General features: G+C 47.4%; 20 protein-coding genes and 1 pseudogene. 16 read left to right on the top strand and 5 right to left on the bottom strand.

Annotation, left to right across the window (positions count from 1 at the left end; genetic code table 11):
- Positions 1-4: 4 nt before the first annotated feature.
- From ACPXXB_RS10140 to ACPXXB_RS10110, 7 genes and pseudogenes are all read left to right on the top strand, one after another.
- A complete protein-coding gene (locus ACPXXB_RS10140) occupies positions 5-2,395 on the top strand; it encodes an FAD-dependent oxidoreductase (RefSeq protein ID WP_423907141.1) in 2,391 nt (796 codons plus the stop codon).
- Positions 2,396-2,651: 256 nt separating this feature from the next.
- A complete protein-coding gene (locus tag ACPXXB_RS10135) occupies positions 2,652-3,506 on the top strand; it encodes a restriction endonuclease (RefSeq protein WP_423907139.1) in 855 nt (284 codons plus the stop codon).
- 51 nt (positions 3,507-3,557) lie between these two features.
- A pseudogene (locus ACPXXB_RS10130) lies at positions 3,558-3,824 on the top strand (DUF4160 domain-containing protein).
- Positions 3,825-3,826: 2 nt separating this feature from the next.
- On the top strand, positions 3,827-4,078 hold the full coding sequence (locus tag ACPXXB_RS10125) for a DUF2442 domain-containing protein (RefSeq protein ID WP_423907138.1): 252 nt from the start codon (positions 3,827-3,829) through the stop codon (positions 4,076-4,078).
- Entirely contained in the window at positions 4,075-4,689 is a 615-nt protein-coding gene (locus ACPXXB_RS10120; protein ID WP_423907137.1) for a 4Fe-4S dicluster domain-containing protein, read from the top strand. The genes ACPXXB_RS10125 and ACPXXB_RS10120 overlap by 4 nt, the downstream gene beginning before the upstream one ends.
- A 56-nt stretch (positions 4,690-4,745) precedes the next feature.
- Positions 4,746-5,660 carry a CoB--CoM heterodisulfide reductase iron-sulfur subunit B family protein gene (locus tag ACPXXB_RS10115; protein ID WP_423907135.1) on the top strand — a complete coding sequence of 305 codons (915 nt, stop codon included), beginning with the start codon at positions 4,746-4,748 and terminating at the stop codon, positions 5,658-5,660.
- Between the two features lie 190 nt (positions 5,661-5,850).
- Entirely contained in the window at positions 5,851-8,595 is a 2,745-nt protein-coding gene (locus ACPXXB_RS10110) for a class I SAM-dependent DNA methyltransferase (protein WP_423907134.1), read from the top strand.
- Between the two features lie 432 nt (positions 8,596-9,027).
- On the opposite strand, the gene ACPXXB_RS10105 is transcribed toward ACPXXB_RS10110, so the two are convergent.
- Positions 9,028-9,246, bottom strand: coding sequence for a hypothetical protein (locus tag ACPXXB_RS10105; RefSeq protein ID WP_423907132.1), 219 nt, complete (start codon positions 9,244-9,246; stop codon positions 9,028-9,030).
- Positions 9,247-9,340: 94 nt separating this feature from the next.
- The gene (locus tag ACPXXB_RS10100; protein ID WP_423907130.1) at positions 9,341-10,408 is read right to left on the bottom strand and encodes a YgfZ/GcvT domain-containing protein; all 1,068 of its coding nucleotides are present in this window, start codon (positions 10,406-10,408) and stop codon (positions 9,341-9,343) included.
- 302 nt (positions 10,409-10,710) lie between these two features.
- Here ACPXXB_RS10100 and sdhC point away from each other — a divergent pair, with 302 nt between their 5' ends.
- The 9 genes from sdhC (at position 10,711) to ACPXXB_RS10055 (ending at position 20,604) form a co-directional block, all read left to right on the top strand.
- The gene (gene sdhC, locus ACPXXB_RS10095) at positions 10,711-11,082 is read left to right on the top strand and encodes a succinate dehydrogenase, cytochrome b556 subunit (RefSeq protein ID WP_423907128.1); all 372 of its coding nucleotides are present in this window, start codon (positions 10,711-10,713) and stop codon (positions 11,080-11,082) included.
- The gene (gene sdhD, locus ACPXXB_RS10090; RefSeq protein WP_423907126.1) at positions 11,079-11,432 is read left to right on the top strand and encodes a succinate dehydrogenase, hydrophobic membrane anchor protein; all 354 of its coding nucleotides are present in this window, start codon (positions 11,079-11,081) and stop codon (positions 11,430-11,432) included. Before sdhC ends, sdhD begins: the two co-directional genes overlap by 4 nt.
- Before the next feature lie 72 nt (positions 11,433-11,504).
- A complete protein-coding gene (gene sdhA / locus ACPXXB_RS10085; RefSeq protein WP_423907124.1) occupies positions 11,505-13,295 on the top strand; it encodes a succinate dehydrogenase flavoprotein subunit in 1,791 nt (596 codons plus the stop codon).
- Positions 13,295-14,086, top strand: a complete 792-nt coding sequence (locus ACPXXB_RS10080; protein WP_423907123.1) for a succinate dehydrogenase iron-sulfur subunit — start codon at positions 13,295-13,297, stop codon at positions 14,084-14,086. Before sdhA ends, ACPXXB_RS10080 begins: the two co-directional genes overlap by 1 nt.
- 15 nt (positions 14,087-14,101) lie before the next feature.
- On the top strand, positions 14,102-14,380 hold the full coding sequence (locus tag ACPXXB_RS10075) for a succinate dehydrogenase assembly factor 2 (RefSeq protein WP_423907121.1): 279 nt from the start codon (positions 14,102-14,104) through the stop codon (positions 14,378-14,380).
- 19 nt (positions 14,381-14,399) lie between these two features.
- The gene (locus tag ACPXXB_RS10070) at positions 14,400-14,759 is read left to right on the top strand and encodes a hypothetical protein (protein WP_423907119.1); all 360 of its coding nucleotides are present in this window, start codon (positions 14,400-14,402) and stop codon (positions 14,757-14,759) included.
- Positions 14,760-14,920: 161 nt separating this feature from the next.
- Positions 14,921-18,046 carry an SNF2-related protein gene (locus tag ACPXXB_RS10065; RefSeq protein WP_423907117.1) on the top strand — a complete coding sequence of 1,042 codons (3,126 nt, stop codon included), beginning with the start codon at positions 14,921-14,923 and terminating at the stop codon, positions 18,044-18,046.
- A gap of 12 nt (positions 18,047-18,058) precedes the next feature.
- On the top strand, positions 18,059-19,552 hold the full coding sequence (locus ACPXXB_RS10060; protein ID WP_423907115.1) for a hypothetical protein: 1,494 nt from the start codon (positions 18,059-18,061) through the stop codon (positions 19,550-19,552).
- 116 nt (positions 19,553-19,668) lie between these two features.
- Positions 19,669-20,604: a DMT family transporter gene (locus ACPXXB_RS10055; protein ID WP_423907113.1), complete on the top strand. Its 936-nt coding sequence runs from the start codon at positions 19,669-19,671 to the stop codon at positions 20,602-20,604.
- Here ACPXXB_RS10055 and ACPXXB_RS10050 read toward each other — a convergent pair.
- The 3 genes from ACPXXB_RS10050 to ACPXXB_RS10040 all read right to left on the bottom strand — a co-directional run bounded on the left by ACPXXB_RS10050 (position 20,599) and on the right by ACPXXB_RS10040 (position 23,634).
- Positions 20,599-21,363: a phosphoadenylyl-sulfate reductase gene (locus ACPXXB_RS10050; RefSeq protein WP_423907112.1), complete on the bottom strand. Its 765-nt coding sequence runs from the start codon at positions 21,361-21,363 to the stop codon at positions 20,599-20,601. The genes ACPXXB_RS10055 and ACPXXB_RS10050 overlap by 6 nt on opposite strands.
- A 77-nt stretch (positions 21,364-21,440) precedes the next feature.
- Positions 21,441-21,977 (bottom strand): DUF934 domain-containing protein, encoded by a 537-nt coding sequence (locus ACPXXB_RS10045; protein WP_423907110.1) that lies wholly within the window; start codon positions 21,975-21,977, stop codon positions 21,441-21,443.
- The gene (locus ACPXXB_RS10040; RefSeq protein ID WP_423907109.1) at positions 21,928-23,634 is read right to left on the bottom strand and encodes a nitrite/sulfite reductase; all 1,707 of its coding nucleotides are present in this window, start codon (positions 23,632-23,634) and stop codon (positions 21,928-21,930) included. Before ACPXXB_RS10040 ends, ACPXXB_RS10045 begins: the two co-directional genes overlap by 50 nt.
- Positions 23,635-23,764: the final 130 nt, after the last annotated feature.

Here is a 23,764-nt window from a genome sequence, read left to right as displayed (position 1 = left end):
TGATATGACCAACAAAGTGAAAATAGCGGCTTATATGTGCAAAGGGTGCGGGTTGGGTGAACGATTGGACACCGAGCAACTGGTTAATATCGCTCAGTCTGAGGGCGGCGCGGACATTTGTAAATCCCACGATTATTTATGCAGCAGCGATGGCATAGCCACCATCCGCAACGACATTGACAGTCAAGGGGTTACCCACGTTGTCATTGGCGCCTGTTCTCGACGCTCCAAGACCGAAGCGTTTAACTTTATTGCCACGGACGGCATGTATGCCGCGGGCGCAGGACGCGCAGGAGCGGCGGACGATGTCGCCGAAGGCGTGGCAGTGGCGCGGGCGAATTTGCGGGAAGGCGTAATCTGGTCACAACCGGACAGCGATGATGCGCGGGAATTAACTCAGGATATGGCGGACGACTACGTCCGTATGGCTTGCGCCGAAGCGAAATTCATGCAGCAACCTGAGGCTAATCCAGAGCGTGGCGTGAATAAGCGAGTTCTGGTTGTTGGCGGTGGTATCAGTGGGATTACCGCGGCTCTGGAAATTGCAAAAGCAAACTATGAAGTTTTATTGGTCGAAAAAACCGCGCAACTGGGAGGCTGGACTAAAACCTTTCATCGGCGGCTTCCCGCTAGGGAACCTTATGCCCATCCCCAGGATAACGACATCAATGAATTAATCAATCAGATTGAAGTTTCTACCAACATTACGGTATTTTTGAATGCAACACTGACAAAAACCAGCGGTGCGCCGGGGCAGTTCGCGGTAGATATCACCACTGAAAGCGGTGCAACGGCGACCGAAAATGTCGGCGCGCTGGTTCAGGCCAGTGGCTTCACCCGTTACGACGCCAGCCAACTTCCCGAATTTAGCTACGGCAAAACCGCGGATGTGGTCGATCAAATCGAACTGGAAGCCTTGGCAAAAAGCGCGAATGGCGCGAATGGCCCGAATGGCGATGGCGGCATTGCTCGACCGTCCGATGGCAAAGTGGTTGAAAGCGTGGTTTTCGTGCAATGCGCCGGGCAGCGTTCCGACAAGCCCGGACATCTGCCTTATTGCTCAGGATATTGCTGCAACGTCAGCATTAAACAGGCAATGTATTTCAAGGATCAAAACCCGGACATTGATACCAACGTGATTTATACCGATCTGCGGGTGCCGGGCAATGGCGAGGATTTTTACCGATCGGCCCAGCTGAAAGGCGTGGTTTTCACCAACGGTTCTGTTAATAAAATTGAAGTTAATAAAATTGAGGTCAGTAAAGTTGGCACCGAGGGCAATCAATTGTCAGTCAATTTTCATGATCATATTCTCGATCAGGACGCTATTATTCACGCAGACCTTGTGGTATTGGCAACCGGCCAAGTACCCAATTCCGGGGTCGATATTGACGCGAGTATTGACAATGCCGCAGACGATAAGGCAACAAATGATAAAGATGGGCAATCCGCGGACGGCGTTCAGGTCGGCGCCCAAGTCAAAGTATCGGTGGAATCGATTTTGAATCTGGACTATCGACAGGGCCCCGACCTGCCGCATTTGAAGCATGGGTTTAGCGATTCCCATTTTATTTGTTTCCCCTACGAAACCCGGCGCACCGGCATCTACGCCTGTGGCCCGGTTCGTCGGCCAATGGATATTCAGCAATCCATCGAAGATGCCACCGGCGCGGCAATGAAAGCGATTCAGGCGGTGGAAGGGGCTTCAATGGGTCGTGCCGCGCATCCGCGCTCGGGGGATTTATCCTACCCGAGTTTTCGCAAGGAAGGCTGCACCCAATGCAAACGCTGCACCGTGGAATGCCCGTTTGGCGCTATTGATGAAGATGAAAATCATTACCCGGTATTTAACGAATCGCGATGCCGGCGTTGTGGAACCTGTATGGGGGCGTGTCCGGTGCGGGTCATTTCATTTGAAAATTACTCGGTGGATACCGTGGGGCAGCAAATCAAGGCCATCGACATGCCAGATGAGTTCGATGAAAAACCCAGAATTCTGATACTTGCCTGCGAAAACGACGCCTATCCTGCGCTTGACATGGCCGCCCACAACTGCATAGAATACAATGCCTTTGTGCGTATTGTCCCGGTGCGCTGCTTAGGCTCGGTGAATTTGATTTGGGTTACCGATGCGATAAATGCGGGGTTTGACGGCATTATGATGATGGGCTGTAAAAAAGGCGAAGATTATCAATGCCATTTTGTCAGTGGTTCTGAATTGGCGCATGAGCGGATGAGCAAGATTGACGACACCCTGAGTCAATTGCAACTGGAACCGGAACGGGTGCGGACATATGAAGTCGAAATTACCGATATTGAGCGCGTGCCGAAATTGATTAACGATTACGCCGCCAAAATAGACGAGATTGGCATGAATCCGTTCAAGGGCTTTTAACGATGAATTGTGAGTAATGAATTATGAATCAAGCGCGAAATTATTGGTTGCATCGGATTTCCAATTCCCCGGAGGTTTCGCATCCTTTGTTGGAGAAGCATAACTTGCTGTCCTATGGATGGAGTAAGGTCGGAATCAAAAAATGTCCCGGTGACTTTTGCGATAGCAAGGCGAATTTCAATAAAGCATTGGAAGAGATTTATAAAAAAAATATTATTGGGAAAAAAAATGGTTTTTATGGAATTTCACATGTCTTATGAAGCCCGGAGATTATGTAGTGGTGCCAGCACCCAAAAAATTTCATGTCTACGAAATAGCCGACAATGCGCCGTTCGCAGTGCGCGATTTTCCTGAAGAAATTTTTAGCGATTTGGCCAAGTCGTATGGTGGCGCACTGACAACAAATGCAGAGGGCAAACTTGTTCTAAACGGCGACCAACTTGATTTGGGATTTTTCCGCCCGGTAAAGAAAATACAACGCAACATTCCTCGGAGCGAGTATGCGGATTCTAGTCTGACATCCCGCATGAAATATCGCGGATCCAATATAAACTGTAACGGTATGAGCGGGAGTATTGAAAACGCCGTAAGCGCATTCAATTCAAAGAAGCCAATCAATTTGCACAGTTTGATTTTAGACAAGCATCAAAAGAGCACTCTGGACATTATCAAAGCCAAACTCAACCCGGATAAATTTGAAAAACTAATTGCTTGGTATTTTCAAAAATTGGGGGCTGAAACTGATATTCCAGCGAAGAATGAATCTCATAAAAAGGGTGACGCGGATGTTGTGGCTATCTTTAATTCGATAGGAGTAATGATTTGTGTTCAAGCAAAGTTTCATGACGAGAAAACGGGGAAATGGGGAGTAACTCAGATTGAAAAGTATTACAAATATATTCGTGATGAGATGTGCGATAAAAATAACAAGGATAGTGATGATAAAACCGATCACATAATTGCGTGGCTGGTTTCAACAGCGGATGATTTCACTGAAGAATGTACGCGTAAGGCTGGAGAATGTAAAACTCGCCTTGTCAACGGTGAAGAGTTTGTCAAAATGTTGTTGGAAGTCGGAATTTCAGATTTGGGGGGCTTTGCAAATATATGAAACCGCAAGAACTCATGTGGCAAGCGTGGAAAATTGAGCCGGGAGGTTGAGATGCCGACGATATCGATGTTTTACGGTATGATTATACGAATGTATTTTTCTATGAACGAGCATCCGCCGCCGCATTTTCATGTGTATTACGCCGAGCACAACGCCAAAGTTGATATTAAAACTTGCGAAATCACCGACGGTGAACTACCGACGCGCCAGAAAAGATTGGTGCTGGCTTAGGCGGAACTTCATCGGGAAGATTTATTGGCGAATTGGGAGTTGCTAATGAATGGCGAAGAGCCGTTCAAGATCGACCCGTTACGATAGTCATGCATCCTGCTGTCATATCTGTTGTGTGCAAACCGGATTATGTCTTGTCGGTTGTGTTTGACAACGACGAGTGCGGGGTGTTGGACATGTCGCCGTATTTGGATTTCGGGGTGTTCAAAAAACTTCTCGAGCCGGGTGCGTTTGAAACCGCGCATGTTTCGTTCGGCACCATCGCGTGGAAATCTGGTGCCGATCTTGCCCCGGAATTCGTGTATGAAAAGTGCCTGAAAGCAAATATGAAAAAAACATGAACGCCGTCAGCCCAATCGAAAAATACCGCAACAGTTTCCTCAAAGAAGTGGAAGCCAATGTGGAGGAAGGGGATTGGGTCAAGATGTGTATGCAATGCGGGGTTTGCTCCGGCTCTTGTCCGCTGGGGGAGGCATGGGCGCATCCGCCGCAGGAATTGTTTATGATGATCCGCGCCGGCAAGCGCGACGAAGTGCTACGCAGCGAATCGATGTGGATGTGCACGTCATGCTATAACTGCGTGACGCGTTGTCCGCGCGGGTTGCCGATCACGCACATCATGCACGGCCTGGCGAACTACGCCAATCGGTTGGGGCTGGCGCCGAAGATGAATCCGACCAAACGCTTCGCCAAATTGTTTTGGGACAACATCGCTGCCACCGGTCGGGTCAACGAATCCAGACTTTCCATGAAATTGTATTTTATGAACGGTTTGGTGAGCGGTATTAAAACTGCGTTTGCTATGCGAAAGGTGGGTCTCGGCATGTTAAAAACCCACCGACTCAACCCGATGGGATTTTTCAGGGCTGGCGGAATAAAGGAAAAAAGCCAGTTGCAACAGATGTTGAAGAAGGCATATGAAATCGAAGATAAACGCAAGGACCTGGGTTGAATCATAACAAGTTGAATCATCACAATTTGAATCAGCGTAACAAGTGGCTTTAAATTATGGCTAGAAAAGAATACTCGTTTTATCCGGGTTGTTCCTCCGAGCGCAACGCATCGGCATCCAACTATATGGTGTCGGTGGAATCAATGTGCAAAACGCTGGACATCAAGCTCAATGAAATCCCGGACTGGAACTGTTGTGGCGCATCCATCGGTTATGCCGACGGTGGCGAGCTGCCGCGCCATGTGATGAATGCCAGAAACATTGCTTTGTCCCAGAAACACAACGCCGGGCAGGATATTGTCGCTACCTGTGCGGCCTGTTGGCTCGGCGCCAAAGAATCTGTCGAACGTCTGTCAAAGTCCGAACAACTGCTGGCAGACACCCAGAATATACTGGCGGATGCCGGGTTGAAGGTTGACATCGATAAGGATACCGCTAGCGGTGTGCGTCATATGGTTGAAGTATTGATCGAAGACTTTGGCTACGATGAACTCGCGGCGCCGGTTAAGAAGCCGTTGGAAGGACTAAAAATAGCGGGTTATGTTGGCTGCCAGACCAACCGCCCATTTGGCATCGACGGCGAGTCCTTTGAGAATCCAAAATACCTGGACAAAATGGTGGAAGTCATGGGCGCGGAAGCGGCCGATAAATATGAACAAAAAGTAACGTGTTGCGGCGGGGCATTGGCTTTCTCTGAGCCAGAAAAAAGTCAGGCGCAAATCAAGGAAATCGTTGAATCGGCCTACGACCACAATGCCGACATGATCGTTACCCCATGCCCGGTATGTCAAATGAACGTCGAGGTTTATCAGGAACAGATCAACAAAACCTATAACAAAAATTTTAATATGCCGGTGGTGTACTACAGTCAGTTGATGACCGTCGCCTACGGCGGCAGCGCCAAGGAAGCCGCCCTCGACGGGCAGATTATTCGTTCCAAAAAATTAGAAGAGATTGCGGAAGCCAAGTAAAACTTGAGTCAAGTAGAACCCGAGCCAAGTAAAATCTCGGCGGTTCTTCTCGATTGTGGCCAGTTGTGGAGTGTTTTACCCTATCGGGCACTACGGAATCCGCTTGGTGACGCAAAGCGTCTCAAGTCATACTTAGGTCGCCAATTACGACGATGTTCATTAAACACGACTATCATTCCTGTAAATCCGAATGCCGCTGAGTTGGAACGAAATCAAAACTCGCGCTGTCGTTTTTTCCAGGGAATGGGAAAATGCTCATTATGAGAAAGGTGAAACTCAATTATTTTATAAAGATTTTTTTGATATTTTTGGTATCCCTCTGCGCAAAGTAGGTTTTTTTGAGAAGTCCGTAACAAAATTGAACAACCAGCAAGGCTTCATTGACCTGTTTTGGCCCGGAACCTTGCTGGTCGAGCAAAAATCAACCGGGCGTTCTTTAGAATATGCAAGAAAACAAGTTTTCAATGATTATCTGCCCGGTATCAGTACTGAACAATTTCCGCGTTATATTCTGCTTTCTGATTTCCAAAATTTTGAACTCCTTGATTTAGAAACAGGCGAACAGGCTTTCTTCAAACTCTCAGACCTGCACAAAAACGTCCACCGCTTCGCCTTCATCGCCGGCTACCAAACCCACAAGATCAAAGGGCAAGACCCGGTCAACATCAAAGCCGCCGAGTTGATGGGCAAACTGCACGACCAATTGCGCGACATTGGCTACGCCGGCCATGATTTGGAAGTGTATCTGGTGCGCCTGTTGTTTTGCCTGTTCGCCGAAGACACCGGCATATTCCAGCGCCAGCAGTTTCAGGACTACATCGAAGATCGCACCTTTGAGGACGGCGCCGATTTGGGCCACCATCTGGTCACCTTTTTTCATCTGCTCAACACGCCGTCTGAAAAACGGCTCAGCAATCAGGATGAACAACTCAACGCATTTCCATATGTCAACGGCAAGCTGTTTGAGGAAATGCTGCCCCCGGCCGCATTTGACAGCGCCATGCGCCAAGCCTTGCTGGCATGTTGCGCGCTCGATTGGAGCCGCATCTCCCCGGCGATTTTCGGTTCGCTGTTTCAATCCATCATGGATGAAGATGCGCGCAGGAATTTAGGCGCGCACTATACCAGCGAGCAAAACATACTGAAGCTGATCAATCCGCTGTTCATGGATGATCTACGCGCCGAATTCAACAAGGTGAAAAACAACAAAAACAAACTGTTTGAATTTCATAAAAAACTCAGAACCCTGGCCTTCCTCGACCCGGCCTGCGGTTGCGGCAACTTTCTGGTAATCGCCTATCGCGAATTGCGCTTGCTGGAGCTGGAAGTATTGCGCGCGGCCCATAAAAACGGACAAATGGTGATCGACATTCACCAGATGATACAACTGGATGTCGATCAATTTTATGGCATCGAAATCGAAGAGTTCCCGGCGCAAATCGCGCAGGTAGCGTTATGGTTGGTTGACCATCAAATGAATCTGCTGGTCTCGCAAGAATTCGGCATGTACTTTGCGCGTATTCCGTTGCAGTCAAGCGCGAAAATAGTTCATGGCAATGCGCTGAGGATGGTTTGGCGCAATGTGATTGCGCCGGAAAGATTGAATTACATTATGGGAAATCCGCCGTTTATCGGACATCAGTATCAATCAGCGGAACAAAAAACCGAAATGCTTGCGTGTTATCAGCATATCAACAAAGCGGGCATAATGGATTATGTGACCGCGTGGTATTGCAAGGCGGTTGATTACATTGCCGACACCGATATTCGATGCGCATTTGTTTCGACCAATTCCATTACCCAAGGCGAGCAGGTTGCGCCGTTGTGGAATGAGTTGCGCGCGCGCAACAAAACCCACATTCATTTCGCTCACCGAACTTTCAAATGGAGCAATGAAGGCAGAGGCAAAGCCGCCGTGTATTGCGTGATTATTGGTTTTGGTTTGCACGAAGCGAAAACGAAAAAATTGTTTGAATATGAAAATATCAAAGGCGATGCCCATGAAATAAAAGCAAGAAACATCAATCCTTATCTTGTTGATGGGCCCGATGTTATTGTGAAAAGCCGCAACACACCGCTTTGCCTGGTTGCGCCCGTGGTGCGCGGCAGTAGCCCGGTTGATGGCGGAAATCTGTTATTGAGCGAAGAAGAAAAACAAGAATTAATTACCGCAGAACCGCAAGCAGAGGAGTGGATTAAACCCTATTCAATGGGAAACGAATTTATCAACGATATTCCTCGTTTTTGTTTATGGTTAAAACATTGCCCACCGGACAAATTGCGAAAAATGCCGAATGTAATGAAGCGCGTGGAAGCGGTAAAAGAAATGCGTAGCAAAAGTGCGAAAACAGCAACGCAAAAGTATGCAAATCAACCGACCATTTTTATGGAAGACAGGCAAGGCGACTGTTCATATCTGGCAATACCTCGTGTCTCTTCAGAAAGGAGGGACTATATTCCAATTGGCTATTTGCCGCCCGACCATATAGCCGGCGACAAACTTTACACAGTGCCCAATGCAGATTCATATCTTTTCGGCGTGATTACATCATCAATGCACATGGCTTGGATGCGAGCCGTGTGCGGTAGATTGGAAAGCCGATACAGCTATTCAAACACCATCGTCTACAACAACTTCCCCTGGCCCAAAACCCCAACCGAAAAACAAACCGCCGATATCGAAACCAAAGCCCAAGCCATCCTCGACGCCCGCGCGCAATTCCTCGACTCCACCCTCGCCGACCTCTACGACCCGCTGACCATGCCACCCCTGTTACAAAAAGCCCACAACGCATTGGACAAAGCCGTTGATCGTGCCTACCACCGGGCTTCGGATAAAAGAGGCGCCTTCAACAACGAAGCCGACCGCGTCTCGTTTCTATTCGACCTCTACCAACAATACACCGCACCAATATTACCGGAAGTGAGGCTTTAGCCTCGCCAAGCCGTTGCAAATGTCGGGACTAAAGTCCCGCTTCCGGGGCATGATAGCCGGAAGCAGGGCTTTATCTTCGCCAAGCGATTGCAAATGTCGGGCCTAAAGTCCCGCTTCCGAGGCATGATAGCCGGAAGAGAGGCTTTAGCCTCGCCAAGCGATTGCAAATGGCAGGACTAAAGTCCCGCCTCCGGGGCATGATTGTCGGAAGAGAGGCTTTAGCCTCGCCAAGCCGTTGCAAATGTCGGGCCTAAAGTCCCGCTTCCGTGGCATGATAGACCGGAAGAGAGGCTTTAGCCTCGCCAAGCGATTGCAAATGGCAGGACTAAAGTCCCGCCTCCAGGGCATGATAGCCGGAAGAGAGGCTTTAGCCTCGCCAAGCCGTTGCAAATGTCGGGCCTAAAGTCCCGTTTCCCGGGCATGATTGCCGCATCAATCGCGAGTTTTTAACGCTTCTTGAATTGTGTCCGCATTGCCAGAGAGTTTTGCTATTGCAATATCCAAAGAGTAATGACCAGCACCAGCACAAGATGACTTAATAAGTTCAAGTGCAATTTCTACCGCTTGGCTACGACCCTCAGTAGCAAACGCTACATTTGCGTGACTTTTGGTGTTGCCAACAAAAGTTGCTTTTTCTTTTTGGTCGCTCATAATCAATCTCCGAGGAGTTAAATGGAGCGTGATTTTATTACGATATGTGAGAATGAATCAAAGGGGACTGAATCGCGCGTAATCAAACAGTCCTTTATTGTGCCTGGTTTATTTCATAAGGCAGGTCAATTCGCTTCAACTTCGGGCCAGCCGCAGAGCCGATCATCAAATCACCCGATTCAACCATTGTTGCTGGCACCATGGCCGACAATTGAAACTGACTATCCCCGGTTTTAACGGCATCAACAACCAGTCCGGATTTCTGGCCGGACCTCTGTCCAGACTGAGCTGGACTATAAATTTCATCGCCCGGTGAAATACAGCTGTTTGATTCCACTTCGGCAATGAGCAGGCGTTGTTTTGGTTTCCCCAGATATTTTATCCGGGCCACAATTTCCTGACCGGGGAAACACCCTTTTTTGAAGCTAATGCCATCCACTAACTCCAGGTTTATGGTCTGTGGGATAAAGACTCCAACGGTTTGTGCATAAACCTGAGGGATTCCCGATTGAATATCCAGCCATCGCCAAAGATCGGAATGGTACAATGAATTGCTGCCGGTTTCCAAATACGCTGCCGTGTCCTTGGCCACTGTATCCTGGAAGCGTGTAATGATCAAATGCCGTGGAACCACGGAATCAACCCGATACTTAAAATCGGTAAAGTCCACCGTAAAGTCGGCCGTCAAGTCCACATGGGGCGCTTCTCCGACCATCCCCAGTAATCCATGCTCAGTATCCAGCTGGATATCCACTTTCGCTCTCATCACAAACATTTTTAAGCGACTGATCAGTGATTCGCTGATGTCCTTGGGCACGATCATCCAAAATCCCTTGTCCTGGCACACTTCCTTACGCACTAAGCGGATAATCGCCAAGGTCCTGCCCTTAGGGTTGCAGTACGCATGGAGTTGGCAATGGTTTTTATCAAGTATATTGATATCGTTACTGAATTGCCCTTGCAGAAAAGACTGAGCCTGGTCGCCGCTGACCCGAATAAGACTTAACGGGGAAAGATCAATAAGGTGGTTGCGCTGCGATGTGTCCGCTACAATCAACCCTGGATCAATCGACTCCAGATTGATTGCACTGGGATGAATCAGATCAAAAGAATCCTTCAGAGAACCATTCTGATAATTAGGTGGTTGTTGTGATGATGTCATAATCGCGGATTGGAAGTTTCATATTTCGGGACGCATTTCCCATAATTGGCCAGACTAATCCCATCTTTCAGGAATGGCAACCTCCTACAAAGCTAAAACGATTATAAACCCTTGCGGGATGGTTACAAACCTCCCCGACAAAAGATAAAGAGGTACCCTAATATCCAATTTAGCAATAATTTTCACGGTAGGGTATAGTATAGCGTAATTGTTTTAAACTTGGTGGCCACTTCTGTTTTACAGGTTACCCACCCCATAACGAACAATAGCAACAACAATATCGACTCATTCAGGAGATTTGTTTGCCGACCAACAATCGCCCACTGTCACCACACCTTCAGGTATATAAACCACAACTCACTTCGGTGCTGTCCATATTGCATCGGGCGACCGGTGTGGTGATTACTTTCGCGGCTATGATAATCGTCTGGTGGTTGTGGTGCATTGCCGCCGGTTCTGAAAGCTTTAACTGGGCATTTCAATTTTTGAATTCCCTGTTTGGCAAGGGGTTGTTAATCATATGGACGTTATGCACCAGTTACCACTTGTTCAATGGCATCCGCCATTTGTTTTGGGACTGTGGCTATGGTTTTGAATTGGATCAGGCGTATTTGTCAGGAAAAGCAGTGTTGGCAGGTTCAGCATTACTGACAATTTTGGTGTGGTTGATATGAGTAACCATCACCCTGCAAGTCACGGCAAGGGTTCTCACCATTGGCGATGGCAAAGAATTTCAGCTATCGGTTTAATTCCATTAACGCTTTGGTTTATGTTTGCTATGGTCGATCACATCGGCGATGACTACGCAACCGTTGCAGGCTGGATTGCCCAACCTTACGTGGCGGTTTTACTGGTTTTGTATATTGGTTTTATGTTTTTTCATGGCCAGCTGGGTATGCAGGAAATAATTGAAGATTACATTCATGACCAAAAATTGAAATCCATCTGTTTGTTTATGACCAGGGCGGTTTTAATTGCTTCAGCATTAGCTGGACTTTATGCAATTCTGCGTATCGCATTTTAATCAAGATCATTTGAAGCAAGGTCATTATGCAATTTATAATTACAAAATTTATGGCGTCGAGCGACGTAAAACATGACTGAAGCCTACAAAATTATCGATCATCAATACGATGTCGTTGTGGTTGGCGCCGGCGGCGCCGGTTTGCGCGCTACATTCGGCATGGCTTTGGAAGGATTGAGCACCGCCTGTATCACTAAACTATTCCCCACTCGAAGTCATACCGTGGCCGCTCAGGGCGGCATGAGCGCATCATTGGGCAATATGGGGGAAGATGACTGGCGTTGGCATATGTACGATACGGTGAAAGGGTCGGATTGGCTGGGTGACCAGGATGCCATCGAATATATGTGCAAGGAGGCGCCGGATGCGGTTATTGAATTGGAGCACTATGGCGTGCCGTTTTCGCGCACTCCCGACGGCAAGATTTATCAGCGCGCGTTTGGCGGCATGACCACCCATTTCGGCGAAGGCCAGGCGCAGCGTACTTGTGCTGCTGCTGACCGTACTGGTCATGCCATATTGCATGCCTTGTATCAGCAATCATTAAAACATAATGCACAATTCTTTATCGAATATTTTGCAATAGACCTGATTATGGATCAGGGCGAATGCAAAGGCGTGATGGCTTGGGATTTGGATAAAGGCGAACTGCATCGTTTCGCCGCAAATATAGTCATACTGGCCACCGGCGGCTATGGCCGAGCTTATTTTTCCGCGACTTCCGCGCATAGCTGCACCGGCGACGGCGGGGGTATGGTATTACGCGCCGGCTTGCCATTGCAGGACATGGAATTTATACAGTTTCATCCAACAGGTATTTATGGCGCGGGGGTCTTGATTACCGAAGGCGCGCGCGGGGAAGGGGGCTATCTGACCAATTCCAAAGGTGAGCGGTTTATGGAGCGATACGCCCCCAATGCAAAAGATCTGGCTTCGCGGGATGTGGTTAGCCGTTCCATGACCATGGAAATTCGTGACGGATTGGGGGTTGGCGAAGAAAAAGACCACTTGCACTTGCACCTGGAGCATTTGGGTGCGGATGTCCTGGCCGAGCGCTTGCCCGGAATTTCTGAATCCGCAAAAATTTTCGCTGGCGTGGATGTAACCAAACAACCCATTCCAGTACTGCCCACCGTGCATTACAACATGGGCGGCATACAAACCAACATTCACGGCCAGGTGGTTACCTTAAAAGATGATAATCCGGAGACGATTGTTCCAGGCTTAATGGCAATCGGCGAGGCGGCTTGCGTGTCGGTTCACGGCGCCAACCGATTAGGGTCAAACTCGCTGTTGGATATTGTCGTGTTTGGCCGAGCGGCGGCACATCGCGCCCGAGAATTGATTGCGCCGGGAAGTAAAACACCGCCGCTGCCCAAAAGCGCAGGGCAAGAAATTTTGGATCGATTTGACAAAATTCGTTATACCAAGGGCACTATTCCAACCGCGGAAATACGTTTGGAAATGCAGAAAACGATGCAAAATAATTGTGCCGTGTTTCGTACCGAACAAGTGATGCGAGAAGGAGCCGAAAAATTGACCGCAATATGTAATAAATTTGCTAATGTCAGCGTTACCGATCGGTCGATGATTTGGAATTCGGATTTGGTGGAAACGCTGGAGTTGGATAATTTATTGCGCCAGGCCAGAGTTTCAATTCACTCGGCAATAAACAGAACTGAAAGTCGAGGCGCCCATGCGCGGGAAGACTACCCCGACCGTGATGATGAAAACTGGATGAAACACACATTGGCATGGCAGGAAAATGTTGAAGATGATCCGAATATCGACTATAGGTCAGTGCATAGCTACACCTTAACCGATGAAGTGGAATATATTGAACCCAAAGAGCGCGTGTACTGATGGCTGAATTCCGACTGCCGGCGAATTCCCGCATTACCAAAGGAAAAACATTCAAGGATGTGAGCAGCGGTGCGTTGCGTGCGGTCCATATCTACAGATGGAACCCTGATTCCGGCGACAATCCCCGAGTAGATACCTATGAAGTTGATACGGCAGCCTGTGGCTCCATGGTGCTGGATGTTTTGATAAGAATAAAAAGTGTTATCGACAGCACGCTGACTTTTCGCCGTTCTTGTCGGGAAGGCATTTGCGGGTCCTGCTCAATGAACATCAATGGCGTAAATACGCTGGCCTGTACCCGTGCCGTGGATGAATCAAGTGGGGACATAAAAATTTACCCTTTGCCGCACATGTCGGTGGTCAAGGATTTAGTGTCGGATATGAGCAATTTTTACGCTCAATATGCGTCAGTTAAACCCTGGCTCAAGGCCGATAGCGATGGCGTTATCTCCAAGCCCGATAGAGAACGGCTGCAATCAGAGGAACAAAGAGCCAAACTCGATGGGCTGTATGAGTGTATTTTGTGCGCATGTTGTTCGACTAGCTGTCCAAGTTATTGGTGGAATAGTGATAAATATCTCGGTCCTGCAGCGTTGTTGCAATCCTATCGTTGGATCGCTGATAGCAGGGATGAAGCAACCCAAGAACGCCTGGAAGATTTAGACGATGCATTCAAGTTATATCGTTGTCATACCATCATGAATTGTACCAATGCTTGCCCCAAAGGATTGAATCCTGCCAAAGCGATTGGAGAAATTAAAAAAGCGATCGTTCAACAAAAATCGAGTTGATTATATGATACGCATATGGCGGATGAACGAACAATTAAACAACGACCAGGCAAACAACTGCTTTGGCGATGTCGCCGAGGAACTAAAGAACTGGATTTGATTTTGAGTACATTTGTTGCAGATTATTACCACGAACTTTCCAAAAACGAGGAAAATGAGTTTAACAAGCTGTTGGAAGTCGAGGATACGGTATTAACGGAATGGCTGTGTTACAAGGTAACACCCGCTAGTCAAACATACGGCCAGGGAATGGTGAAAATTGTCTCACGAATACTGTCTACCTATCGCCGTTAAACTCGATTCATCGAATCGAATGTCGGTCTTGTTAGCCGGACTTTATCTGCTGCCCCTGATTCCGGTTTGCATTGAATTCGAAGCGATCTATTCGTTAGGAGTGACGTTAATTTGTTTAGCAATGTTGAAGTATGAATTGATTTGCCACTCAGCACTCAAGCCGTTTTCAACTATTCGAGTTAATCAACAGGGAAAATGGCATCTGGTTAATCTGGAAGGAAAACTAGAAAGCATTACATTTAAAAATTTCATGTGGTTTGGCTCAGTACTATTTCTGCTTTTTACACTGAACGGAAAACGACAAAGAGTGATGGTGTTTGAAAATCAACAAAACACGTCGCACTGTCACAAGCTGAAGGTTTACCTGAAAAACATCTGAAAAACTAAGGTGAAAAATTAAGGGAATTCAGGCAATGCTAAAATACCACATTAATGATTAGGCTTGCATAATTATTCTTTTCAATACTATCTGTAAATTCCTGTAAAATGTATGCACAAGTATATGATTCCCAAAAAATTCTTTCATATACAATCCAGCCCATGCCCAATGCCTCACTATTTTCCGAGGGGACCAAAGTATGCCGTCCCTATAATCCCGGCAGACCTGGCTGGCTAACCGGGCGTAAACGAGACAGGGGTAACGATACCTATTATCAAGTAGAGTTTCAGGATGGCGCCATAGAGTATGTTCCCGAGTACGAACTAGACATTGTTCAAGCAGAATACGCAAACCTCGACTGGCTGATCGAACAAAGAAAGTTTGGTCGCTTGCCCGACCTCAGGCGGAACCTCACACATATCCAGTTGGGTGGCAGATTATCAAGCATTATTTACAGCTTAGATATAACCAATACAGAATTCTATCCTCATCAATTCAAACCGGTTCTTGCATTTCTGGAATCCCCATCTCGTGGATTGCTCATTGCCGACGAAGTCGGTCTTGGAAAGACAATCGAGGCCGGGCTCATCTGGACGGAACTGCGCGCACGATATGACTACCGACGAGTATTGGTGGTTTGCCCGGCAATGTTGCGCGAGAAATGGCGCGAAGAGTTACGCAACCGATTTGGGGTTGATGCAACCATCATGGATGCCGATGAACTCTTTGCTGAACTCAATCGCCCGCCCAATCGACTGCCAGATGGCAAGGGAATTATCTGCAGTATGCAGGGTATCAGGCCGCCGAGCAGCCAACAACAAAAACAGGATGCGTCGGGAGCGCGTCACAAACTGGCGCAGTTTCTTAATGAACATTCGGATAATCCACCGATCGTCGATTTGGTGATTATTGATGAAGCCCACCATCTTCGAAACCGCAGTAGTCAGACTGCGCGCCTTGGAAAGATGTTGCGGGACATTAGTAAAAACGTGCTTTTATTGTCTGCAACGCCCATAAATCTGAAGAGCGAGGATTTGTTCAGTTTGCTCAATATTATAGATCCGGATAGTTTTGATGTACCGGGATTTTTCAAACAAGTTTTGCAAGCTAATGAACCACTGATAAAAGCACGGAAACTTATTCTTGACAAGAGTGCGGCGGCGGAAAGTATTCAGCAGTGCCTGGACGAGGCCGCCGGCCATGCCCTTCTTCGAGACAACTTGCAGCTTGAGCGGCTTAGGCAAACGCTTAAAGACCCAGAAAGTGCTACTACCGAAACCGACCGCGTACGCTTTGCTGACAGAATTGACCGAGTAAATCCGTTGCGACATGTGGTTAACCGCACCAGGAAGGTTGAAGTCATGGAATTAAATGTGGTGAGACAACCTCATGCTCAGTTTGTCGAGCTTGATGAGCAAGGGGCAGAGAGAAAATTCTATGATAGTGTCACCGAGGCAATCAGAGCATATTCCAGGGAACAGGGAATTAACGATGGATTCCTTCTAGCCAACCCACAACGCCAAGTATCCAGTTGCATGTACGCAGCGGCGAAATCATGGAAGGACCGGGCGGGCCATAGCAATGAAAACATATATGAGGATATGGTTTATGAGGATATGGGAGTAGAGGTTGATTCCACTCAAGACATAGCGCCTCTTGTGAGCTACTTGTCCTCCACCGTACTGCCTGCAGTGGATTTGCAAGAACTACGAACAAACGACAGTAAATTTGACTCTTTTTATGATGTTGTTAGAAGGTATTTGAATAACTATCCCGAGGAAAAAATCGTGGTTTTCTCTTATTTTCGCGCCACATTGAGCTACCTTGAAGAACGGTTAGCGGAAAAAGACATTGCCAGTCAAGTCCTCATGGGGGGTATGCGAGAGAGTAAACAAGAAATCATCGACCGATTTTTCTCAAATAGTTCAGTCAAGGTGCTTCTATCTTCCGAAGTGGCGAGTGAAGGCGTTGATTTGCAATTTTGTCGTATGATTGTCAATTACGATTTGCCTTGGAATCCCATGAAGATCGAACAACGGATAGGGCGATTAGACCGGATAGGACAGGAGGCGGACAGTATCACTATCTGGAATCTCGGTTACGCTGACACCATTGATGAGCGTATCTATAAAAGACTTTTTGAGCGATTGGACATCTTTAAGCGTGCGCTTGGCGACATGGAAGCGATGCTGGGGGAGAGGATCAAAGAGTTGACCGATTACCTCATTAGCCATCGCCTGACTCCGCAAGAGGAAGAAGACAGAATTTCACAAACCGCTATAGCAATCGAAAATACTCGACAAGCAGAAGAAAGACTTGAGAAAGATGCATCGAATTTAATTGCCCATGGGGAATACATATTAGAGCGGGTGCGCACCGCGCATGACCTTAAAAAAAGTATTACTGAAGAAGATTTGATTGTTTATGTAAAAGACTATCTCAATCAGCAAGCATCCGGGCATGAATTCCATCAACCGAAAAGTGGAAAGCATGTTTTTGATATTAAATTGCCGGCTGCGACCGCTGCTGAACTTCGAGAATATATTAAAATAAAAAATTTGCACGGAAAGACCCAATTGGCGACGGGAGACCGGGTGCAATGCGAGTTCATTAACAAGACAAAAGTTGCCGTTGGTGCCATGGAGAAGATTAACCAATTCCATCCGCTGGTGCGCTTTATAAGCACTAAAATTAGTAATGAGGAGCGATTTCCATTGGTTGCAGTCAGACTCCGGAATCAAGAAAATCATACAGGGCCGAGGTTACCTAACGGGCAGTATGCATTTTCCATCGATAAATGGAGGTTCACTGGCGGACTTCATGAAGAAGAGGATATGCGGGTGCAAGTAATAAACATTGAGACAAGCCATGAGCTGAATGCAGAGGAATCATGGAAACTGCTCAATACAGCGCGTCTCAATGCCTCGGACTGGCCGGAAGCCCCCGCCGAAGTGTCCGCATGCCTTGCAGACAAAATTCTTGATTGTGATTTGCGTCTGCAAAAGGATTTTAAAACTACCAGCGACATCAAAGAGATTGAAAACAAAGATCGTGTCAATTTTCAAGTTCGTTTGACAAAACTGCATCGTGACAGGCAAGTGGCATCACTGGAACAAGTACTGCTAAATTACCGTAGCCGCAACCAAGAGAGGATGATACCCGCAACCGAAGGGCGCATAAAGAAAATTAACAGCAGATTTGATGTGCACCTTGAAGCACTAATATTAAAGGGTAATATGGAGCCCAAGCGTCAGCAGGCTTGTTGTGGAGTACTACTATTAAATTGAAAGGAGGAGAAAATGAACTGGCAACACATACTCAAAAAATTTTGGGCGAAAAAATCCCATAAATCCACACTGCGAATAACCGCCGTGGAATATGGTGCAAACCAACAAGACTCCGCCAAACAAAATACTATAAAGAGTACGCGAGGCACGGAAGGGGCTACTCCCCGGAAGGCGAAAATCAAGGCATGTCTGACACAATTCGCTGACATCCCTGACGGTGCGCGGAAGGTCCGAGTAATTATCGGCATTGATTTTGGCACCGCCTTTACCAAGGTTGTGATAGAGGTAAAGGAATATAAATACGGCGTACCACTAAACGACACCAAGCAAGGTACAGAAAAATATTTGTTGCCGACTCGCATGTATCAGGATGCCTCCGGCAACTTGACTGTCACCGAGCCGAAAAACCTTGCTTCATCGCATACTGAGTATACTGATTTGAAAATGCGAATACTCGACAATACGCTGGACAAAGAAACAAGAAACCGCATCATCACTTATATCGCATGGGTACTGCAAAAATCACGTGGCTGGCTTATGAACGAGAAGCAAGCCGTGTTTGGCGCCACCCGGCTGAAATGGGAGGTGAACGTCGGACTGCCAACCGAGAAATACGAAGACGAGGAGTTACGGAAAACATATCGGGAGCTTGTCGGGGAAGCATGGTATATGAGTACTGACCCACAACTCAGAGGCGAAAGCGACGGAAAGTCAAACAACACCGAACGTAAATTGCATCCTGATCATATCGAGGCGTTCCCGGAATTTGTCGCCCAAATCCAGAGCTATATTTCCTCACCGCAACGAAAACGCGGCATCCACACCTTGGTTGATGTTGGTGCGGGCACTATTGATGCCACGGTCTTCATCGTTCATCAGGAAAAAGGAGAGAACATACATCCCATTTTGGCAGCGTCCGTGGAGAGTCTGGGGACCATCTACCTCGCTAATCACCGTTGCAGCAGTTTAATGCCATCCAGCGACTGGACGCCAAGCTCTCAAGACTTGTTCCCCTCGCTTGATGAATTTACCGAGAAACTCGGTGTAACGCTGGAACAGATCAACGTTGTAGATAAAGGATTTAGGAAGAGGGTTATAGATCAGATTAATTCACGGCTTAAACATGCAAAGCCAAAGGCGCCAATTCAAACAGATTGGGAGACCGGGGTGCCGTTGATGTTATGCGGGGGCGGTGCGCGTGTGGAATTCTATAAAGAAGTCGTCAGCATTTTGATACGACCAGAGTATGGTTACCTTTTGCAGAAATCCCGCCTGTCGGTACGTGATAAGTTGGATGCCCCCGGTCTTTTGGAGGAAGACAGCGATCGGCTGTCGGTTGCATACGGGCTTTCGTTTGATGCATTGCAAATCGGAGAAATAACCCACCCCGGTCCAATCCCATTCGAAACCGAAAACACCGGTCAGGGAAAATCGTGCCCCAAATGCAGTGGCACAGGTGGGGGTTACAGTAATTGCCCCGAGTGCGGCGGTAGTGGGTTTCGGTGAATTTTTCACTTCTTGCCATGCTCACCGACCGATAATAGTCACTTTTTAACATAACCAATTCCAATGTTCCGTGTTTATACCAGGATTCTTGTTTGTGATTCATAACAAAAATACAATTGCCCTATATTTTTCCACGTATTTTTTCTAATAGTTTCAATATCATTTCCGACAACCTAAAAGGCGCAAGCTGGATCGCAATGTCGTGCTTGTACGCATCGATTATGGTGACCATGATCAAAACCATCGGCGACGATGTCAGCGCGACGGTAATCGTTGCCGGCCGGTGTTTTTTTGGACTAATCCTGTTATCCCCGATGTTGCTGCCCATGTTATTGAAAAAGGGGCTTGCCGGTCTTGCCAGCACCCAGCTGACACTGCATTTAGTTCGCGGCGGGTTTGTTGCGGTGGGGATAAATCTGGGGTTTTATAGCCTGACAATTCTACCTATCACTACGGTAACTGTTCTTTTCTTCACTGTTCCATTGTTTGTTACCTTGCTGGCGCGGCCGGTTTTGGGAGAGCCTGTCGGGTGGCGGAGAATGTCGGCAACCCTGGTTGGTTTTCTGGGCGCGATAGTGGTGATTAACCCGACCACCGATGTGTTCGATATGCGACTGTTGGTACCGGTTGTCAGTTCCGCGTTTTTTTCCGTTTCACTGGTGCTGCATAAACAATTATCAAAATCCGATCCTCCCTGGGTGCTGATGTTTTACATGTTCAGCTGTACGCTGGTTTTAACCGCACCATTTTCAGTGGCACATTGGCAACCCCTTGAACTTGGAAACTTTGGTTTGATCGTGCTGATTGCAATATTTGCTACCTTGCGGACATATGCCGACATTAAGGCTTACTCCATCGGAGATGTCAGTTTCGTTGCACCGTTCCAATATTTGCGTATTTTATTTGTAAGTATTCTTGCCTACATACTGTTTAGTGAAGTGCTTGCGTTTTACGAATGGGTGGGGGTGATGATTATCATGTCCAGTACATTGTATATTGCACACAGAGAATATCGTCTAAATCGACACCGCGTTCAGCACGACCGGCTATGAGGCCGAAGTTATATTCAGCCGCTGGTTATTTGACGTGCCGGTTATCTTAACGTGTAGTCCACATTCCTTTTGAGTCTCTTCCTCCCACCACCAGCGTCCTTCACGTTCATGTTGATTCGGTATTATCACCCTGGTACAAGGCTCGCATCCTATACTACGATAACCCCTGGCATGGAGCGGGTTATAGGGAACATCATTTTGTCTGATATATTCCCATACCTTTGCCGAACTCCAGTTTGCCAATGGATTAAATTTAATCAAGCGATGTGTCGTGCTGGAAAATACGCTGTCTTGTTCTAAAACGGGAATGGTAGCGCGTGTATCCGGGCTTTGATCCTTGCGTTGTCCCGTGATCCAGGCGGTCAATGTAGCCAATTTCCGCTTGAGAGGAAGCACCTTTCTTATATCACAACATTCATGATGACCATCTTGATAAAAACTGAACAAGCCTTTTTCCTTAACCATTTTTTGCAGCGCCGCGGAATCCGGTGAAAGTACATCAATCACAATTTTATAATGCTGGCGAACCTGCTCTATAAATTTATAAGTCTCACTGTGAAGCCTGCCAGTGTCTAGACAAAACACACTGATCTCAGGATCAATGCGAATCGCCATATCGATCAATACGACATCTTCGGCACCGCTAAAAGAAATGGCTGTAGTAGAAAATTTTTCCAAGGCAAGCCGAATAATATCAGTTGGCTCTTGCTGATTGTAATCCACGGCTAATTGTTCAAGGTTTAGCATATATTCGTTCAAAGAGGCTTGTTTATGAGGCCGAAATCAAGCCATCCGTGTTACAGGTTGTCCTTGAGTCCGAATTTTAATTATGAATTTTAATTATAAGGATATACCGTATCGATTTCGGTGAAAAATGACAATGCCTGCTTCAAGTCATGCTCCAGGTCCCGCTCCGGGTCGTCGGCGGTTAGCTGAAATGCGTTGATGCCGCATCGTTCCATAAGTGACAGATTATCGACCGCAGCGCCGATTGCTCTGATTTCCCCTTGATAGTGGTGTTGCTGCCGTAGTTCCACAGCTTGGGAATAGCCGCGACCTTCAGTAAAGCTTCCAAATATAATGGCAATGACGGGAATGGAATCGAGATATTCGGCGATTGACGAAACTGAGTCGTCTGCATCTAAGTAAATGCCCAGATGGTCGCTGTGTCTCTTGCCAGGGCCATTGCCATGTTGTCCATTGATGGGGTTGCGAATCTCTAACCAATGGCGCACTGAGACTAATCTGGGACGCGATTCATCTTCAACCGAAGGCACTCGATGCGGTTGGTCGAGTCCAGGTTCTGAATCAAGCTGATCTGGCTCAAGCAGCCACGGACTGTCGATAATCTGGCGATTTTTTATGATTTGCATATAGGTTTTCCTGGAAAGGGGAAACCCCGGTTCGAATCACCGTTTCGAGAAATGATTCATCAGCCTGGCGCTGTTCCAGGTAGGTTTCTACAATATTCTCAATGGCATCCACCAATGCGGTTTTTGCTACTGAGGGGCCAAGTCTTTGACCGATTCGCGCGTCGTTTTCGGCGGAACCGCCTAGTGTTAATTGATACCATTCCTGGCCTTTTTTATCCACGCCCAGTATGCCGATGTGTCCGGCGTGGTGGTGTCCGCAGGCATTCATGCAACCTGACATTTTAAGTTTGATGTCGCCAATTTGATAAAGCCGGTCGAAATCAGCCATGCGGTCGCTGATTTCTTTGGCCAGCGAGAGCGTGCCGGCGTTTGCCAGAGAACAAAAATCCAATCCGGGACAGGCAATCATATCGGTTAGTTTGCCGATATTCGGTGTGGCTAGGTTAAGCTCGTTCAACTTGTGCCACACGGTAAATAAATCGCTGCGCTTAACATATGGCAGCACCAGGTTTTGCTCATGGGTTACCCGTATCTCGTCTTCACTGTAATCTCTGGTGATATGGGCGAGTTGTTCCATGATATCTGCGTCAAGGTCACCGGGTGCTTCGCCTTGCGCTTTTAACGAGACGTGGACCACGACATAGCCTGCTAAGGCATGTCCGGTATTGTTGTGCTTGCGCCAGTTCATAAAAGCAGGATTGGCGACTGGAATCAGGGTGTTGTCCACATTGCGACCGCTCCCTAATTTCTTGGTGAAAAATGATTTGGCATGGTTGATTTGTCGGTTGGTCAATTCTGGGGTTACTGCTGGGGTTGGTGCGGGCGCGCCTTTTTTGGAAGCAGTCCAGGCTTGGTTAACCTTTTCAGAAAACTTTTCGATGCCAAGTGCATTAACCAGAATTTTAATTCTGGCTTTATATTTATTATCTCGACGACCATATTTGTTATATACCCGCATAATGGCCTGGAGATAACTCAGCAATTCTGAGGCCGGCAGGTCATCATGAATTAACTTGCCAATGACCGGGGTTCGACCCATGCCACCGCCGACATAAATTTTAAAACGAACTTCGTTGTCGCTGTTTTTAACAATGCGAATGCCGATGTCATGAAACTGGATCGCCGCTCGATCATTCTTCGCGCCGGTCACCGCAAATTTGAATTTTCTGGGTAGCCAGTTAAATTCGGGATGGAGGGTAGACCATTGTCGCAACAGTTCGCACCACGGTCTCGGGTCTTCGTATTCGTCGCTGGATACACCGGCCAGATGGTCGGAGGTTATATTTCTGATACAACTTCCGCTGGTTTGGATAGCATGCATATCGACTTCGGCGAGTTCATGCAGAATTGCCGGAACATCATCGAGTTCGGGCCAGTTGTATTGAATATTTTGGCGTGTCGTAAAATGCCCGTAGCCTCTGTCGTATTTTCGGGCGATATGGGCGAGTTTGGCTAATTGCGCGCTGTTCAGCTGACCATATGGGATAGCAACCCGCAGCATGTGCGCGTGGCGTTGCTCGTACAGCCCATTTCGCAATCGAAGTTGGGTAAAGCGATCGCTATCCAGTGTGCCCGCATTGAAGCGGGTGACCTGGCCCTGAAATTGGCTGGCACGCTGATGCAGAAACTGTCTTTCTTGGTCGCTATATTGATACATGTTCGTTCACCATCTTTAATCAAGCTGGACTTAATTTCGGGAAGGAAAGTGTAGAAAACTAATTGAGAATAAACAAGACTAATTAGAAAATAATACTGTTAATATGCTATATTGTCGATTTACAGAGTAC

It is taken from the genome of Candidatus Spongiihabitans sp. (assembly GCF_965237845.1).
Lineage (GTDB): Bacteria > Pseudomonadota > Gammaproteobacteria > Arenicellales > Poriferihabitantaceae > Spongiihabitans.
The sequence above is the reverse complement of the archived record's forward strand: the minus strand, read 5'-3'. Positions and strand labels throughout refer to the sequence as shown.

Coding starts and splice junctions, on each gene's coding strand:
- ACPXXB_RS10140 (WP_423907141.1), top strand. CDS start 5: ATGACCAACAAAGTGAAAATAGCGGCTTATATGTGCAAAGGGTGCGGG.
- ACPXXB_RS10135 (WP_423907139.1), top strand. CDS start 2,652: ATGAAGCCCGGAGATTATGTAGTGGTGCCAGCACCCAAAAAATTTCAT.
- ACPXXB_RS10125 (WP_423907138.1), top strand. CDS start 3,827: ATGCATCCTGCTGTCATATCTGTTGTGTGCAAACCGGATTATGTCTTG.
- ACPXXB_RS10120 (WP_423907137.1), top strand. CDS start 4,075: ATGAACGCCGTCAGCCCAATCGAAAAATACCGCAACAGTTTCCTCAAA.
- ACPXXB_RS10115 (WP_423907135.1), top strand. CDS start 4,746: ATGGCTAGAAAAGAATACTCGTTTTATCCGGGTTGTTCCTCCGAGCGC.
- ACPXXB_RS10110 (WP_423907134.1), top strand. CDS start 5,851: ATGCCGCTGAGTTGGAACGAAATCAAAACTCGCGCTGTCGTTTTTTCC.
- ACPXXB_RS10105 (WP_423907132.1), bottom strand. CDS start 9,246: ATGAGCGACCAAAAAGAAAAAGCAACTTTTGTTGGCAACACCAAAAGT.
- ACPXXB_RS10100 (WP_423907130.1), bottom strand. CDS start 10,408: ATGACATCATCACAACAACCACCTAATTATCAGAATGGTTCTCTGAAG.
- sdhD (WP_423907126.1), top strand. CDS start 11,079: ATGAGTAACCATCACCCTGCAAGTCACGGCAAGGGTTCTCACCATTGG.
- sdhA (WP_423907124.1), top strand. CDS start 11,505: ATGACTGAAGCCTACAAAATTATCGATCATCAATACGATGTCGTTGTG.
- ACPXXB_RS10080 (WP_423907123.1), top strand. CDS start 13,295: ATGGCTGAATTCCGACTGCCGGCGAATTCCCGCATTACCAAAGGAAAA.
- ACPXXB_RS10075 (WP_423907121.1), top strand. CDS start 14,102: ATGGCGGATGAACGAACAATTAAACAACGACCAGGCAAACAACTGCTT.
- ACPXXB_RS10070 (WP_423907119.1), top strand. CDS start 14,400: ATGTCGGTCTTGTTAGCCGGACTTTATCTGCTGCCCCTGATTCCGGTT.
- ACPXXB_RS10065 (WP_423907117.1), top strand. CDS start 14,921: ATGCCCAATGCCTCACTATTTTCCGAGGGGACCAAAGTATGCCGTCCC.
- ACPXXB_RS10060 (WP_423907115.1), top strand. CDS start 18,059: ATGAACTGGCAACACATACTCAAAAAATTTTGGGCGAAAAAATCCCAT.
- ACPXXB_RS10045 (WP_423907110.1), bottom strand. CDS start 21,977: ATGCAAATCATAAAAAATCGCCAGATTATCGACAGTCCGTGGCTGCTT.
- ACPXXB_RS10040 (WP_423907109.1), bottom strand. CDS start 23,634: ATGTATCAATATAGCGACCAAGAAAGACAGTTTCTGCATCAGCGTGCC.